A 14,406-nucleotide genomic window follows, 5' to 3' on the forward strand; every position below is an offset into this window, starting at 1 on the left:
AAACGTCCCCCTAGACCGTCAGAACCACACAGCTGTCCGCATCCCAGCAGAGACGCACTTCATCTCCCCAGACGGGCGCACCTTTGCGAAAACGATGCGCGTTCTGCAGCTGCGCGCTGATCATCTGGCCACTGTGCAGGCGCACATGGTAAATCGACAAATCACCCAGATAGGCGATATGCACCACTTCGCCCACGGCAAAGTTGCAGCCGTCAGCCGGAACCGTGTCGCACAGCATGACTTTTTCCGGGCGCAGCGCAATGTGGACCGGTACGTTGTCAACAATAGAGACATCCGTCTGGACCTTCAGCGGATGCATCAGGCCAGGGCTGTCGATGACCACGCCCTCATCGCGCCGTTCGCGCAGCAGCCCCTCGAACACGTTGACCGAGCCGATAAACTCCGCGCTGTAACGGCTGGTAGGATGCTCATAAATCTCTTCCGGCTCGCCAATCTGCACAAACTTACCGCGATTCATGATGGCAATGCGTCCGGCCATGGTCATCGCCTCTTCCTGATCGTGCGTGACCATAACGCAGGTGGCGCCCACGCGCTCCAGGATATCCACCACCTCATGTTGCATGCGATCGCGCAGTTTTTTATCCAGTGCACCCATCGGCTCATCCAGCAGCAGCAGTTTAGGCCGTTTTGCCAGGCTGCGCGCCAGCGCCACGCGCTGACGCTGCCCGCCTGAAAGCTGATGCGGTTTGCGGCTGGCGAACTCCTGCATATGCACCAGCGCCAGCATCTCTGCTACGCGGCTGGCGATCTCTGCTTTGGATAATTTGTCCTGCTTCAGACCAAAGGCGATGTTTTGCTCCACTGTCATATGCGGAAACAGCGCGTAAGACTGAAACATCATATTGATAGGACGCTGATAAGGCGGCACGTGAGACAGATCCTGGCCATCCAGCACAATCTGGCCGCTGCTGGGGATCTCAAATCCTGCCAGCATGCGCAGCAGCGTTGATTTGCCGCAGCCAGACGCCCCCAGCAGGGCGAAAATTTCACCTTTGTAGATAGTCAGGCTGACATCATCTACGGCGTGCTGACCTTCAAACGATTTGGTCAGGTTACGGATCTCCAGCAGCGGCGTTAAGGCCTTTGCTGATTTACTCTGAGAACGGGAAATCGCGTCGTTCACTCACATTTCTCCGGCGCTAAGCGGGGGTAGCGCGGCACGGCCAGCCGCTGGAATGGCACAGCAGAGGCCCGTACTGCGCCTCTGCTGTGGTTACCGGTCAGGGATATCGTTCAGAACGAATCACTTACCACTTTTTACTTTAGTCCATGCGCGGGTACGTGCGCGATCCAGTTTCGGATCCTGGACCTTGAGCACAAACAGCTTCGCCATCGCGTCCGGCGTCGGGAAAATGCCTGGATTGTTGCGGACATCGGCATTAATCAGCGGCAGTGACGCTTTGTTGCCGTTGGCATAATTGATTTTGCTGGATACCTCAGCGATCACTTTTGGCTCCATGATGTAGTTCAGCCACTGATAGGCGGCATCCTTGTTTTTCGCATCTTTCGGGATCGCCATCATGTCAAAGAACGCCAGGGCGCCCTCTTTCGGCACGCTGTAACCCAGATGAACACCATTATTGGCTTTTTCAGCCCGATCTTTTGCCTGCAGAATATCGCCAGACCAGCCTATCGCTACACAGGTGTTACCGTTTGCCAGATCGTTAATATATTGCGACGAGTGAAAATAGCGAATGTTTGGCCGCAGCTTCATCAGCAGATCGGTCGCCGCCCCGGTGTAATCTTTGGCATCGGTGCTGTTTGGGTCTTTGCCAAGATAGTTCAGCACGGTGGCAAATATCTCTTCCGGCGCATCCAGGAAAGAGACGCCGCAGCTTTTCAGTTTTTCGAGGTTTTCCGGTTTCAGTACCAGATCCCAGCTGTTAACCGGCGCATCCGCACCGAGCGCAGCTTTGACTTTCTCCACGTTATAACCGATGCCGGTGGTGCCCCAGAGATAAGGGATCGCGTATTTATTGCCGGGATCGTGCTGTGCCACTTTGGCCATCAGATCCGGATCAAGATTTTTGTAGTTCGGCAGTTTGCTTCTATCGAGTTCCTGAAACACGCCCGACTGCAGCTGACGCGCGAGAAAGCTGGATGAGGGCACAACCACATCATAGCCGGTGCTGCCCGCCATCAGTTTGCCTTCCAGCACTTCATTGGAATCAAAGACGTCATAAACGACTTTAATGCCGGTCTGCTTTTCAAAGTCAGGTACCGTATCGGCCGCAATATAATCGGACCAGTTATAGACGTGCAGCGTTTTATCTTCTGCCTGAGCAGCAACAGCCGATGCCATCACCACACCAGCAACTGCGGCTGGCAACCATTTTTTTGTCTGGTTGTTCATCTGTTATTTTCTCCTGAACGGGTCAACAAACGCTGCATACAGCCGATCCGATGATTTCCTGTCTGAAAGTAGCCAGACATACAATGAATCACTCTTCAGCGGACGTTAAATAGTAAATACCTATAGCCAGTCTCGGGAGAGTGAGCCAGCAAACTGCAAATGGGTAGCTATGCAGATGCGTAACGGCGGGCCTTCCCTGAAATCAGTATAGCGCTGCTGAGCGATGGCCTGCCCTGCACAGCTCCGCAAGAATAGCCCCCCTGATCTCTGCGCACCAGACCCCAGCGTAAAAAACGCCTTTTTACGATATTTTATGCATTTTTGTGCTATGTGGTCTGGCAGTTACGGCATAAAGCATGACTAAAATCTGGTGTTAGCGGGCAAATAACAGAATAAAAAATGGCAGGATAAAGCGAGAAAGAAAACTGCCGCAGTGTGCGGCAGTTAATAACGAGCGGAATTAATGTAAAACACCTGAACTGCTTACCCCGGAAGCGCGCTCTTCCTCTTCACCCATCATCAGCAGATGGTTCGCGAAGGCTTCCATAATCACCATGGAAACCCCTTCTTCACTCTGCTTCATAAAGTGCGTGAACTGACTAAAGGTAATGCCGGCGGTAATACTCAGCGACTGGCAGACAATCAGCTTTGGCAGATTATCATCCTGAATATCGATGAAAGCTTTGATGGTCAGTGAGCTGGCGTTAATTTGTGACAGATCGCCGACCAGCGGAATAAGCGCCGTGGGTTTTACTTCAGCCAGCGCAGAAAACAGAATAACGTTATCCACCAGGTCAATTTTTGCGTCAAACACCCCGTCAAAATTCTGCATGTGCGGCAGATGTAACGCCTGACAGGCATCACATTCGAACCAGGTGATATTTTGTTGATCCAGCCAGCGACGTAGCATGTCGATGTCAGGAACGACCAGTGAATCCATCGCTATTTCCTGTGGGGTGAATAAATAAGCGCCTTAGCTTACGGAAAAATGTGGGCAGATGCCACGAAAACCACCGGAAAACGCTATCTAGCCACCGGTTTTAGGACGATAGCCGGGGCAGGCGTGCTGCTCAATCCAGTCGATCATCATAGCGGCAATATCGAGCCCCGTGCACGCCTCAATACCTTCCAGACCGGGTGACGCATTGACCTCCATGACCAGCGGTCCGCGGCTGGCACGCAGAATATCAACGCCTGCCACGGCCAGGCCCAGCGTCGCCGCAGCTTTAATGGCGATGTTGCGCTCCCGCTCGCTGATGGTAACAGGATGCGCGGTGCCGCCCCGATGCAGGTTAGAGCGAAACTCCCCTTCTTTTGCCTCACGCTCTATGGCAGCCACCACGCGATCGCCGATCACCAGGCAGCGAATATCGCGGCCCCGCGCTTCTTTGATAAACTCCTGCACCAGAATATGGGCGTTAAGTCCCCGAAACGCATCAATCACGCTTTCGGCGGCCTGGCGCGTCTCTGCCAGCACGACGCCAATACCCTGCGTGCCTTCAACCAGTTTGACCACCAGCGGCGCACCGCCCACCATGCGGATCAGATCGCCGGTATCATCCGGCGATGAAGCGATACCGGTAACCGGCATATCGATGCCCTCGCGCGCCAGCAGCTGCAGCGAGCGCAGCTTGTCACGGGCGCGGGTAATGGCCACCGATTCATTGAGCGGATAGCTGCCGAGCAGCTCAAACTGACGCAGCACCGCGGTACCATAAAAGGTCGTCGCGGTGCCGATACGCGGGATCACTGCATCAAAATGGACGAGTATTTCACCCTGATAATGCACGGCCGGCAGCGCTGCATTAATGTTCACGTAGCAGGAGAGCGGATCGATTATCGCAATCTGATGCCCGCGCGCCTCAGCGGCCGCACGCAGCCGCTGGCTGGAGTAAAGCGTGCTGTCACGGGTGAGAAGCGCCATTTTCATGCAGCCATACTCCTGACTTAACGCGTGGCCCAGCCCTGACTGTGCAGATAGTCGAGCATAAACGGACGCGTCTCTTTAATGATCAGGCGCTGGATCAGATCGCTCCAGGTTTCAGATCGCTGATTACTGTCGCGCTGCATGTAGTAATCTGTGATTTGCTGGTCGTACTCTGCCAGCAGCGCTTTATCAACCTGATGATAGCTGTTTTCATGTACCAGCATCGCCTGCGGCATGCGTGGTTTCACATCCGGAGAGGCAGACGGATAACCGATACAGAAGCCAAACAGCGGCAGCACAAATTTTGGCAGATCCAGCAGCGCGGTGACGTCGGCAATGTTATTGCGGATCCCGCCGATAAATACGCCGCCCAGCCCAAGCGACTCAGCGGCCACCATCGCATTTTGCGCCATTAGCGCGGTATCCACACAGCCCAGCAGCAGCTGTTCAGCCCGTCCCAGCTGCGCATCCGGACAGATTTGCAGATGGCGGTTAAAGTCGGCACAGAAGACCCAAAACTCCGGGGCATCGGTGACCCACGACTGACCTCCCGCCAGTTCCGCCAGCGCAGTGCGCTTTTCACGATCGGTGATGCGTACAATGGATGAGCACTGCAGAAAACTGGAGGTAGAGGCCGCCTGCGCTGCAGCAATAATCGCGCGGCGCTGAGCGTCATCAATACCCTGCTCAGTAAAAGCACGAATGGAACGGTGGCTGCATAGCAGATCGATTGTCGGCGTCATTATGTTCTCCGGTTATTTCCTGGTGTGAGTATGATCAAAAAGGTGCGGGGCCATCACTTTTGCGGTGCGCCACATGATTAGCCATGCCGCAGGCAGCATCAGCGCAATGCCCAGCAAAAAAAGTAGCGTAGCCAGCGGCTTTTGCCCAATCATGGCAGGCGCTGGCAGCCAGTTATTCAACAGCAAAAGCGCGGCGGCTACTGCGCAGGCGCCCAGGGCTTCCAGCAACAGAATGGACTTAGGTAGTCTGGCAAGGTTGCGCATGGGTATACCTCTGCTGTTTATGGATCTGGTTCAGCATATCGCTGCTGCCGGCATAGCCCGTCAGGGATAGCGTGCGTCCATCAGAGTAACAGGTATTTTCTGCTTCTCTTAAGCAGCACGAGCGGGCATGATGTGAACCATTATTCACGCTGTGCTGTGATTTTGCTCACAAAACAGCAGCGGAAGGAGAAAAGCAATGATTGCAGTGATTTTTGGCCGTTCAGGTTGCCCTTATTGCGTACGCGCTAAAGAGTTAGCCGCTAAGCTGACCAGCGAACAGGATAGTTTCAACTATCAGTATGTTGATATCCAGGCCACCGGCATTACTAAAGCCGATCTGGAAGCGCGCGCCGGTAAACCGGTAACAACGGTGCCGCAGATTTTTCTCGACGATCGGCACATTGGTGGTTACACCGAATTTGCCGCCTGGACCAAAGAAAATCTGGGCATTGAGGCATAAAAAACGGGCCGCAGGGCCCGTTTTTTTTAATTAATACGCATGGCCAGCATGATACGCAGCAGACGTATCAGTAGCGCACCACATCCTGCCCAGAACAACGCGCTCAGACTCCAGGCCACACCCAGCAGCGGCGTATGAGTGACCTGCTCTGTCACCACTACCCAACTCATTCCCAGCAGCGTTCCCGCTATCGCTGACCACAGCGTTGACACCATCGGACTGGCGGGCTGTAGCAGCGCGATGACCACACCAGGTAATAAAAACAGCAGGAGTTCTGGCTGACCATGCCGCATATGGAGCGGCACGCTCCAGAAATGGTGGGCAAAAATAAACACCAGCGTATAAAGCGTCGCGCCTGACGCGAATGCGGACCAGCGATGGCTGCGCTGCAACATAACAATCCTCAACGTTAACGTTAAAACAGAACTTTTAATGCCTGGCGCACCTGCGTGGAAATAAATAGAAACAGCTACAAACAGAAAGAGTGAGCGATGCGGATAGCTGAAGCAAATAATAATGTTTAGAATAATGCCGCTTCAGAATCAGGCGGGATAAAAATGCCAGTCCCGGTGTTGACCGCTCCGTTCAAGATAGCTAAAAATTCTCTTCCTATCAACCTGTTACACGTGAATAAGAAGTTAAAACTGTGAACATTAACGTCGCAGAATTGTTAAGCAAAAATGACGTTCTGTTATTATTTGTCGTACTCGCACTCGGCCTGTGTCTGGGAAAACTGCGTCTTGGTTCTGTCCAGCTGGGTAATTCAATTGGTGTACTGGTTGTCTCCCTGATTTTAGGCCAGCAGCATTTTGCGATAAATACCGATGCCCTGAGCCTGGGCTTTATGCTGTTTATTTTTTGTGTCGGCGTGGAGGCGGGACCTAACTTCTTTTCTATCTTTTTCCGCGACGGCAAAAATTATTTTTTCTTAGCCATAGTGATGGTGGTCAGCGCGCTGCTGGTCGCGTTAATGCTTGGCAATCTGTTTGGCTGGGATATCGGCCTGACGGCAGGCATGCTGGCCGGTTCAATGACCTCAACGCCGGTGCTGGTGGGGGCTGGCGATACGCTGCGGCAGAGCATCAGCGATCCGCGTCAGCTGAGTATGATGCAGGATAACCTGAGCCTCGGCTACGCCCTGACCTACCTGGTAGGGCTGGTCAGCCTGATTTTCGGCGCCCGATACCTGCCCCGTTTGCAGCATCAGGATCTGCCTACCTGCGCCCAGCAAATCGCCCGCGAGCGCGGGCTGGATGCCGACAGCCAGCGCAAGGTTTTTTTACCGGTGATCCGCGCCTATCGCGTCGGCCCGGAGCTGGTCGCCTGGAGCGGCGGCAAAAACCTGCGCGAGCTGGGCATTCATCGCCAGACCGGCTGCTACATAGAGCGTCTGCGGCGTAACGGCATTCTCGCCAGCCCGGACGGTGATGCCATGCTGCAGCTGGGTGATGAGATTTCCCTGGTTGGTTACCCTGACGCTCACGCGCGGCTTGATGCCAGCTTCCGCAACGGTAAAGAGGTGTTCGATCGCGATCTGCTCGATATGCGCATCGTCACCGAGGAGATCGTGGTAAAGAACCACAATGCGGTAAATAAGCGGCTCAGCCATCTGAAACTCACCGATCACGGCTGCTTTCTGAATCGGGTGATCCGCAGTCAGATTGAAATGCCGATTGATGACAGCATTATGCTGAATAAAGGGGATGTGCTGCAGGTCAGCGGCGAAGCGCGCCGTGTGAAAAGTCTGGCCGATCGTATTGGCTTTATCGCCATTCACAGTCAGATAACTGACCTGCTGGCTTTCTGTGCTTTCTTTATCATCGGCCTGATGATAGGGATGATCACATTTCAGTTCAGCAATTTCAGTTTTGGTATCGGCAATGCCGCAGGCTTACTGTTTGCCGGTATTATGCTGGGCTTCCTGCGCGCGAACCATCCGACCTTTGGCTATATTCCGCAGGGCGCTCTGACCATGCTGAAAGAGTTCGGATTAATGGTTTTTATGGCAGGCGTCGGGCTCAGCGCCGGCAGTGGACTGCAGCACGGCCTCGGTAATGCCGGAGCACTGATGCTGCTGAGCGGGCTGCTGGTCAGCCTGGTGCCGGTGGTTATCTGCTATCTGTTTGGCGCTTACGTACTGCGCATGAACCGCGCGTTGCTGTTTGGTGCCATTATGGGCGCGCGCACCTGCGCGCCAGCGATGGAGATTATCAGCGATACCGCGCGCAGTAATATTCCGGCGCTGGGCTATGCCGGCACCTATGCGATTGCCAATGTGCTGCTGACGCTGGCCGGCACGCTGATTGTGATTATCTGGCCGGTGCTGGCGGGATAAATTATTTTTGCCGGCCCGGAACCTTTACCGGCCGCCAGCGTCTGAATAAGTGCCACTGCTTTTCTTTGAAATCCCCGGATTGAGGAGCCCGCCAGTCTTTTTATGACTGACGGGTTTTTTTATTTCTGCCGGTGGTGCCTTAAGGTTGCGCTAAGCGAATCGCGCCATGCTGTGATCCTGACTTTTTTAGCGATCACTCTTCATGCAACTGTCATCAAAGTTAAACACTTCCACAACCTGCTACCGGAATCGGAGCGGGACTATTTATTCTTTTTCTACCCGCTTCTACGCTATCAACCTCATTTTACTGGCTATTCTGGCAGCGCTGTTTATTTACTTCTCACGCGATGAGCAGCTGGATATCGCTATCAGTCAGTACTGGTTTGACCCGCTTACGCAGCGCTTTCCCTGGCAGCACAGCCGCTGGCTGGATGTCATTAATCATCGCATCGCCAAGGATGTGATCATTGCCGGAGCCGTGCTGCTGCTGTTTCAGGGAATACGGACCCGTAATGCGCGACAGATGCTGGTTGCGCTGCTGTTTGGTCTGGGCCCGCTGGTGGTGGGGATCATCAAAGCGCATAGCGCGCACTCCTGCCCCTGGGATCTGGCGATGTTTGGCGGTAAGGCGCTCTCCTTTCCGCTGCTGGGCAGCGTCCCCGCCGGCAGCGGACCCGGCGGCTGTTTCCCGGGCGGACATGCGTCGAGTGGCTTTGCGGTGATGGCGCTGTTCTTTCTCTGGTGGCCGGAGCATCCACGCCGCGCGCTGCTGGCGCTGTCTGCAGGCGTCACTCTGGGATTGCTGATGGGGTTTGGTCAGGTGATGCGCGGTGCGCACTTTTTTTCACACAATTTATGGGCCGGCTGGTGGGTCTGGCTGGCACAGCTGCTGACAGTAGCCGGTATTTCTTTTTGGGTTAACAAAACGAGGATAGCTAAACGGGATGGAAGCGATTAACCACACCCTTTTTTTATGGATTAATGCCACGCCAGCGTCACCGCTCTGGCTGCTGAACCTGGCCACGTTTATCGCAAAGGATCTTATTGCGATTGTGCCGCTGCTGATCGTAGCCCTCTGGCTGTGGGGGCCGCGTGAACAGGTGCAGTCCCAGCGTGCTCTGGTTCTGAAAACCGGTATGGCGCTTATCTATGCGCTGCTGATCTCCTGGTGTACCGGCCAGCTGCTGCCCCATCCGCGCCCCTTTGCCATTGGCTTTGGCCACCAGTTTCTGATGCACGCCGCAGACGACTCCTACCCGAGCGATCACGGCACAACCATTTTTACCTTTGCTCTTGCCTTTATTTTCTGGCACCGGCTCTGGTCCGGTATCCTGCTGCTGGCCATCGGCAGCGCCATCGCCTGGTCACGCGTCTACCTGGGCGTTCACTGGCCGCTGGATATGATCGGGGGGTTCCTGGTAGGTATGCTGGGTTGCCTGGCCTCGCAGATGGCCTGGCAGCTCTATGGCGATCGCCTGCTGGCGATGACGCATCAGGTTTATCGCGTGCTGTTTGCTATGCCAATTCGTAAGGGCTGGATCAGGGAATAAGCGCGCTGAGCAGCGCGGGGCTGGGTGGCTCAGCAGCGCGGGGCTGGGCGCTCAGCAGCGCGGGGCTGTGTGCGGCAGCACGCGGCACTGAGGGGATTCCGCCCGCCAGACTTCTGGCAGTTTCAGCGGCATTGCCGCACGCGGACGGGCTAAGGGGCGGGTGGGCGCGCCCCTTAGCAATCCCCGCCCCGCGCCGTCCTCGCGAATTCCCGGGCTTATCCCTCCGGCCTTAACGGACCGCGCGGATTCGCTCCTGCTCACCCCGCGCTCTCGCCGGCGTCCTGCCGGCTCGTCCTGGCCGTCACGCTGCGCCCGGCGCTGCGGATAGCGCCCCCTCCCCGCCTGCATATTCATTTTTTCATTCTTAAAAGGTCGCAGGGTCTGAACCTGCGGACAGAACCCACAGCCATAAAAAAACATAATAGAGAGAAAAAAGCAGCAGCAGCGGGAAGCGCCATCCGGGTCCGCCGGGGGAGGGCGCGGTTCCGGGATGAGCCGACAGGACGTCGGCGAAAGGGCGCGGTGAGCAGGAGCGAATGGCGGCCGGTCCCCGGGAAGCGGGCGTGAGCGAGGGAACCGCGCAGCGGCGGACGGGGCTGGCGCAGGGCCGGGGAGTGCAGAGGGCGCGGCCTGGCGTCCTCTGCCCGGTCGCCGTGCCGGGGCAGAGGCTGCTGCCGCCGCTGACGGCGAACGGAACCAGCGCTTAATCCGGAACCCGCGCCTGCGCCAGCGCCAGCGTCCTAACTAAACCACTTCCCGAACCAGCCGTGGAATTTCATCATAATAAAATCCCAGATACGCCCGACAAAGCCGCCTTCCGGCACGGCTTCCATTGCCACCAGCGGGCGTTGCTCAATGGTTTTCCCGTCCAGCTGAAAATCGATAGTGCCGACAACCTGATTTTTGGCGATGGGTGCTTCCAGCTGCGGCGTATTGAGGGTAAAGCTCGCTTTCAGATTTTTCATCTGCCCCTTAGGCACGGTAATGGCGGCATCTTTCGCTACGCCAAGATTTACCTCTCCCTTGTCACCAAACCAGACGCGCTGGCGGGCAAATGGCTTATCGGCCTTGATAGGCGTTACCGTCTCATAAAAACGGAACCCCCAGGTCAGCAGCTTTTCACTCTCACGAAACCGAATGGCATCGGTTTGCGCACCCAGCACTACGGAGACCAGTCGCATATCGCCATCAACGGCAGACGCGACCAGATTGTTGCCTGCGCCTGAAGTATGTCCGGTTTTAATGCCGTCCACTTTCAGGTTAGAGCTCCAGAGCAGCCGGTTGCGGTTGCGCTGTTTAATATTATTAAACGTGAACTCTTTCTCGCTGTTCAGCGCATACTCGTCCGGCACATCGCTTATCAGCCGCTGGCCGATAATCGCCATATCGCGGGCAGTGCTGTATTGCCCTTCCGCGTCCAGCCCGTGCACCGTCATAAAATGGGTATTTTGCAGGCCAAAGGCTTTCACATAGTTATTCATCAGTCCGATAAACGCATCCTGACTGCCGGCAACGTAATCTGCCAGCGCAATACAGGCATCGTTACCGGACTGAATAACAATGCCTTTATTTAATTCTGATACCGGAATGCGGTCGCCAGGCTTGAGAAACATCAGCGATGAGCCGCGCAGCTTGGGATTACCGGTTGCCCAGGCGTCCTGGCCGATCGTTACCATATCCCCGTTGTTAATCTTTCCGGATTTCAGCGCCTGCCCTACCACATAGCTGGTCATCATCTTGGTCAGACTGGCGGGATCGAGCCGCTGATCGGCATTCGACTCAGCCAGCACTTTGCCACTGTTGTAATCCATCAGCACCCAGGCTTTAGCCTCGATTTGCGGGGCGGCCGGGGCGTCAACGGCCTGAGAAACCGCAGGAAAAATAAACAACAGCGAGGAAGCAGCCAGGGGCCGTAATAACGATGCGCAAAGGTGTAGTTTCATGGGCGTAACCAGATTGTCCTTGTAAAATCGGGGCTTTCGCGGGCGGGGGAGATCTCGTGTAAAACGCTAACGGTTCACGCGGGCGAAAAAAACCGTTGAATCGTAAAGTTAATTAAGTTTTCTTATATTAATCCAGGTGAGCCTCCTGTCAGGCCCAGTGTAAGCCGTCACCGGCGGTAAAAAAACTGCGCACAATTCTGAATTTGACTGAAAAAGCTAAGCCTGTCACAAAACTCCGCTACGCTGAAACCAGCCAGCCTGAGGAGAGCGTTATGGATCTTGCCGTGTTCGATCTCGATGAAACCCTGATAAGCGAAGACAGCACCAGCCTCTGGTTACGGTGGCTTGTCTCACAGGGATTTGCGCCTGAAACAGTGATTGATGAGGATCGCAGGCTGATGCAGCGTTATCACGCCGGTGAGCTGCCCATTGAAGAGTATATGCACACCACGCTGGCGCCGCTGGCTGGCATGGCCACGCCGACCGTGGCTGGCTGGATAAGACGCTTTATCCACCGCGACATCCTGCCGCGTGTGTTTCCTGCCGCGCGGGAGCGTATTCAGTGGCATCAGCAGCGCGGCGATAAGGTGCTGATCGTTACCGCCAGCGGCGACCACCTTGCCATTCCTATCGCTGAGCGTCTGGGCGTGGACGGTGCGCTGGCCATCCATGCTGAAGTGGTTGATGCGCGCTACAGCGGATCTATTCTCGGCACCGCAACCTATCGCGAAGGCAAAGTGGTGCGCCTGCGCGACTGGCAGACCCGTCAGCAGGCGCTCAGTTTTACACGGACCTGGGCCTACAGCGACTCGTTTAACGATCTGCCGCTGCTGACCTGGGCCGATCACGCCTGGGCAGTCAATCCGGATGCGCGTCTGCAGCATGAAGCGGAGCAGCGCGGCTGGCAGATTTGCCGCTGGGCGCGCTGACTAGTTGCGTGTTGCAGCCTGCTCCGGCTCCGGTCCCACCCGAAGCAGTTTACCGCTGGCCTCATCAGTCAGTACATAGAGCCAGCCATCCGGCCCCTGACGCACATCACGGATGCGTTCGTTGCGATCGGTCAGCAGGCGCTCTTCCTCCGTAACCCGATCGCCCTCAACGCGCAGACGGATGAGGCTTTTCTCTTTTAACGCACCGATAAACAGCGCATTTTTCCACTGCGGGAAGCGCGTGCTGTTGTAGAACGCCATGCCGCTGATAGCCGGTGACACCTTCCACCAGAACAGCGGCTGATCGGTTCCGGCTACATGGGTGCCTTGCGCTTCCGGTACCGGCTGCCCGCTATAATCTATGCCCCAGGTGGCGAGCGGCCAGCCGTAGTTGTGGCCCTTCTCCAGCCGGTTTACCTCATCGCCGCCACGGGGCCCGTGTTCACTTTCCCACATCTGCTGTGTCCAGGGATTCAGCGCCAGCCCCTGAGGGTTACGCACGCCATAGCTCCAGATCTCCGGACGGGCACCCTCTTTGCGGACAAACGGGTTATCCTGCGGCACCCTTCCCTCCTGCGTCAGACGAACAATTTTGCCTGACAGTTTATCCAGCTGCCGGGCGCTGCTGCTGACAAAATTGTCGCCAAACGCCACATAGAGAAAGCCCTGCCGGTCAAACGCCAGCCGGGTACCCAGATTCGCACCGCCGGAGAGTTTTGGCGTCTGCTCCAGCACCACGCGAAATCCGTTAAGCTTCTGCCTGTCCTCACTCAGCTGGCCATACCCCACGACCCCGCCGGCGCGCCCGCTGGCGTCAGCCGTGGTATAACTCAGCCAGACGCGGCGGCTTTGCGCGAAGTCAGGCGCCAGAACCACATCCAGTAATCCACCCTGCCGCTCAGCCCAGACCTGCGGCACGCCCTGGATCGGCTGCGACAGACCGCTTTCAGGTTGCCAGCTGCGCAGCTGACCGGTGCGCTCAGTGATAAGCAGCGTGCGATTATCCGGTAAAAAGGCCACGGCCCAGGGATGAGAGAGTTTATCCTGCAGCACCTGTACCGTCACATCCGCGGCCAGCGCCAGGGAAGAACCGCTTAGTGCGCCGGAAATCAGCGCTGTTCGCCAGATATGCATAGGTTGCTCCTGTGTTCACTCTGCCGTTAAGGGTAGACAGCGCGCGCGCAGCAGCGGATGAAATTTACAAAACATTAAGCCCGGCGGAAGCCGGGCTGGAGGGAATTATTCGAAGCAGGTTTCAGGGTTATCAGACAGGCAGATAAACTCTGCGCCGCCTTTCGTCAGGGCGTTGATTTTGCCCGTTTCGATATCGTAAACCCAGCCGTGCAGACGCAGCTTGCCTTTACGCAGCGCGACAGAGACAGAAGGATGCGTTTTGATATTGTTCAGCTGCGCAATAACATTCTCTTTCACCATCTCATTAAGGCGCACCTCAACAGAATCGTAGTTACGTTCATCAACCACAGATTTCGCGGCGTTAGCGTAGTGCAGCCAGTGATCGACCGCCGGCATGTTTTCCAGATCGGCATTAGAAGCGATAGCGTTCATCGCGCCACAGTTAGAGTGGCCGCAAATGATAATTTCCGTTACGCCCAGCGCCAGTACCGCATACTCGATAGTGGCAGAGACGCCGCCTGGCTCCGGGCCAAAGGGCGGCACAATGTTGCCGGCGTTGCGGATCACAAACAGCTGACCCGGCTCCTGCTGGGTGACCAGCTCCGGTACCAGACGGCTGTCTGAACAGGAGATAAACAGCGCTTTAGGATTCTGGTTGGAAGCCAGACTCTTGAAAAGATCCTTCCTTTCAGGGAATACGTTCTGTTGAAAATTCAGAAAACCTTTGACGATCTCTTGCATTTGTCT

General features: G+C 55.9%; 15 protein-coding genes. 5 read left to right on the top strand and 10 right to left on the bottom strand.

Annotation, left to right across the window (positions count from 1 at the left end):
* Nucleotides 1-10 precede the first annotated feature (10 nt).
* From potG to BBA90_RS14310, 6 genes are all read right to left on the bottom strand, one after another.
* Nucleotides 11-1,144: a putrescine ABC transporter ATP-binding subunit PotG gene (gene potG, locus BBA90_RS14285; protein WP_065649730.1), complete on the bottom strand. Its 1,134-nt coding sequence runs from the start codon at nt 1,142-1,144 to the stop codon at nt 11-13.
* Between the two features lie 120 nt (nt 1,145-1,264).
* Nucleotides 1,265-2,374, bottom strand: coding sequence for a spermidine/putrescine ABC transporter substrate-binding protein PotF (gene potF, locus BBA90_RS14290; protein ID WP_065649731.1), 1,110 nt, complete (start codon nt 2,372-2,374; stop codon nt 1,265-1,267).
* 460 nt (nt 2,375-2,834) lie between these two features.
* Nucleotides 2,835-3,314 (bottom strand): YbjN domain-containing protein, encoded by a 480-nt coding sequence (locus BBA90_RS14295; RefSeq protein ID WP_065649732.1) that lies wholly within the window; start codon nt 3,312-3,314, stop codon nt 2,835-2,837.
* Between the two features lie 87 nt (nt 3,315-3,401).
* On the bottom strand, nt 3,402-4,304 hold the full coding sequence (gene rimK, locus BBA90_RS14300) for a 30S ribosomal protein S6--L-glutamate ligase (RefSeq protein ID WP_065649733.1): 903 nt from the start codon (nt 4,302-4,304) through the stop codon (nt 3,402-3,404).
* Nucleotides 4,305-4,321: 17 nt separating this feature from the next.
* Nucleotides 4,322-5,044 carry an oxygen-insensitive NADPH nitroreductase gene (nfsA, locus tag BBA90_RS14305; protein ID WP_065649734.1) on the bottom strand — a complete coding sequence of 241 codons (723 nt, stop codon included), beginning with the start codon at nt 5,042-5,044 and terminating at the stop codon, nt 4,322-4,324.
* A gap of 12 nt (nt 5,045-5,056) precedes the next feature.
* A complete protein-coding gene (locus BBA90_RS14310) occupies nt 5,057-5,308 on the bottom strand; it encodes a DUF1418 family protein (protein WP_065649735.1) in 252 nt (83 codons plus the stop codon).
* 196 nt (nt 5,309-5,504) lie between these two features.
* Between BBA90_RS14310 and BBA90_RS14315 the strand changes: the two genes are divergently transcribed.
* Nucleotides 5,505-5,768: a GrxA family glutaredoxin gene (locus BBA90_RS14315; RefSeq protein ID WP_065649736.1), complete on the top strand. Its 264-nt coding sequence runs from the start codon at nt 5,505-5,507 to the stop codon at nt 5,766-5,768.
* 26 nt (nt 5,769-5,794) lie between these two features.
* On the opposite strand, the gene ybjM is transcribed toward BBA90_RS14315, so the two are convergent.
* On the bottom strand, nt 5,795-6,163 hold the full coding sequence (gene ybjM, locus BBA90_RS14320; RefSeq protein WP_065649737.1) for an inner membrane protein YbjM: 369 nt from the start codon (nt 6,161-6,163) through the stop codon (nt 5,795-5,797).
* Nucleotides 6,164-6,414: 251 nt separating this feature from the next.
* On the opposite strand from ybjM, the gene BBA90_RS14325 reads away from it, so the two are divergent.
* The 3 genes from BBA90_RS14325 to ybjG all read left to right on the top strand — a co-directional run bounded on the left by BBA90_RS14325 (nt 6,415) and on the right by ybjG (nt 9,653).
* Entirely contained in the window at nt 6,415-8,103 is a 1,689-nt protein-coding gene (locus tag BBA90_RS14325; protein ID WP_065649738.1) for an aspartate:alanine antiporter, read from the top strand.
* Nucleotides 8,104-8,305: 202 nt separating this feature from the next.
* Nucleotides 8,306-9,061: a phosphatase PAP2 family protein gene (locus tag BBA90_RS14330; RefSeq protein WP_065649739.1), complete on the top strand. Its 756-nt coding sequence runs from the start codon at nt 8,306-8,308 to the stop codon at nt 9,059-9,061.
* Nucleotides 9,048-9,653, top strand: coding sequence for an undecaprenyl-diphosphate phosphatase (ybjG, locus tag BBA90_RS14335; protein ID WP_065649740.1), 606 nt, complete (start codon nt 9,048-9,050; stop codon nt 9,651-9,653). Before BBA90_RS14330 ends, ybjG begins: the two co-directional genes overlap by 14 nt.
* Before the next feature lie 740 nt (nt 9,654-10,393).
* On the opposite strand, the gene BBA90_RS14340 is transcribed toward ybjG, so the two are convergent.
* Nucleotides 10,394-11,596, bottom strand: coding sequence for a serine hydrolase (locus BBA90_RS14340; RefSeq protein ID WP_075050747.1), 1,203 nt, complete (start codon nt 11,594-11,596; stop codon nt 10,394-10,396).
* Nucleotides 11,597-11,868: 272 nt separating this feature from the next.
* Here BBA90_RS14340 and BBA90_RS14345 point away from each other — a divergent pair, with 272 nt between their 5' ends.
* A complete protein-coding gene (locus BBA90_RS14345; protein ID WP_065649741.1) occupies nt 11,869-12,525 on the top strand; it encodes an HAD family hydrolase in 657 nt (218 codons plus the stop codon).
* Here the strand turns inward: BBA90_RS14345 and BBA90_RS14350 are convergent, their stop codons facing one another.
* Nucleotides 12,526-13,659 (bottom strand): PQQ-dependent sugar dehydrogenase, encoded by a 1,134-nt coding sequence (locus BBA90_RS14350; protein ID WP_065649742.1) that lies wholly within the window; start codon nt 13,657-13,659, stop codon nt 12,526-12,528.
* Nucleotides 13,660-13,764: 105 nt separating this feature from the next.
* Complete coding sequence (locus BBA90_RS14355; RefSeq protein WP_065649743.1) at nt 13,765-14,400, bottom strand: carbonic anhydrase; 636 nt, start codon at nt 14,398-14,400, stop codon at nt 13,765-13,767.
* Nucleotides 14,401-14,406 lie beyond the last annotated feature (6 nt).

It is taken from the genome of Pantoea eucrina (assembly GCF_001691555.1).
In the GTDB taxonomy this organism is placed as follows: Bacteria; Pseudomonadota; Gammaproteobacteria; order Enterobacterales; family Enterobacteriaceae; genus Pantoea; species Pantoea borealis.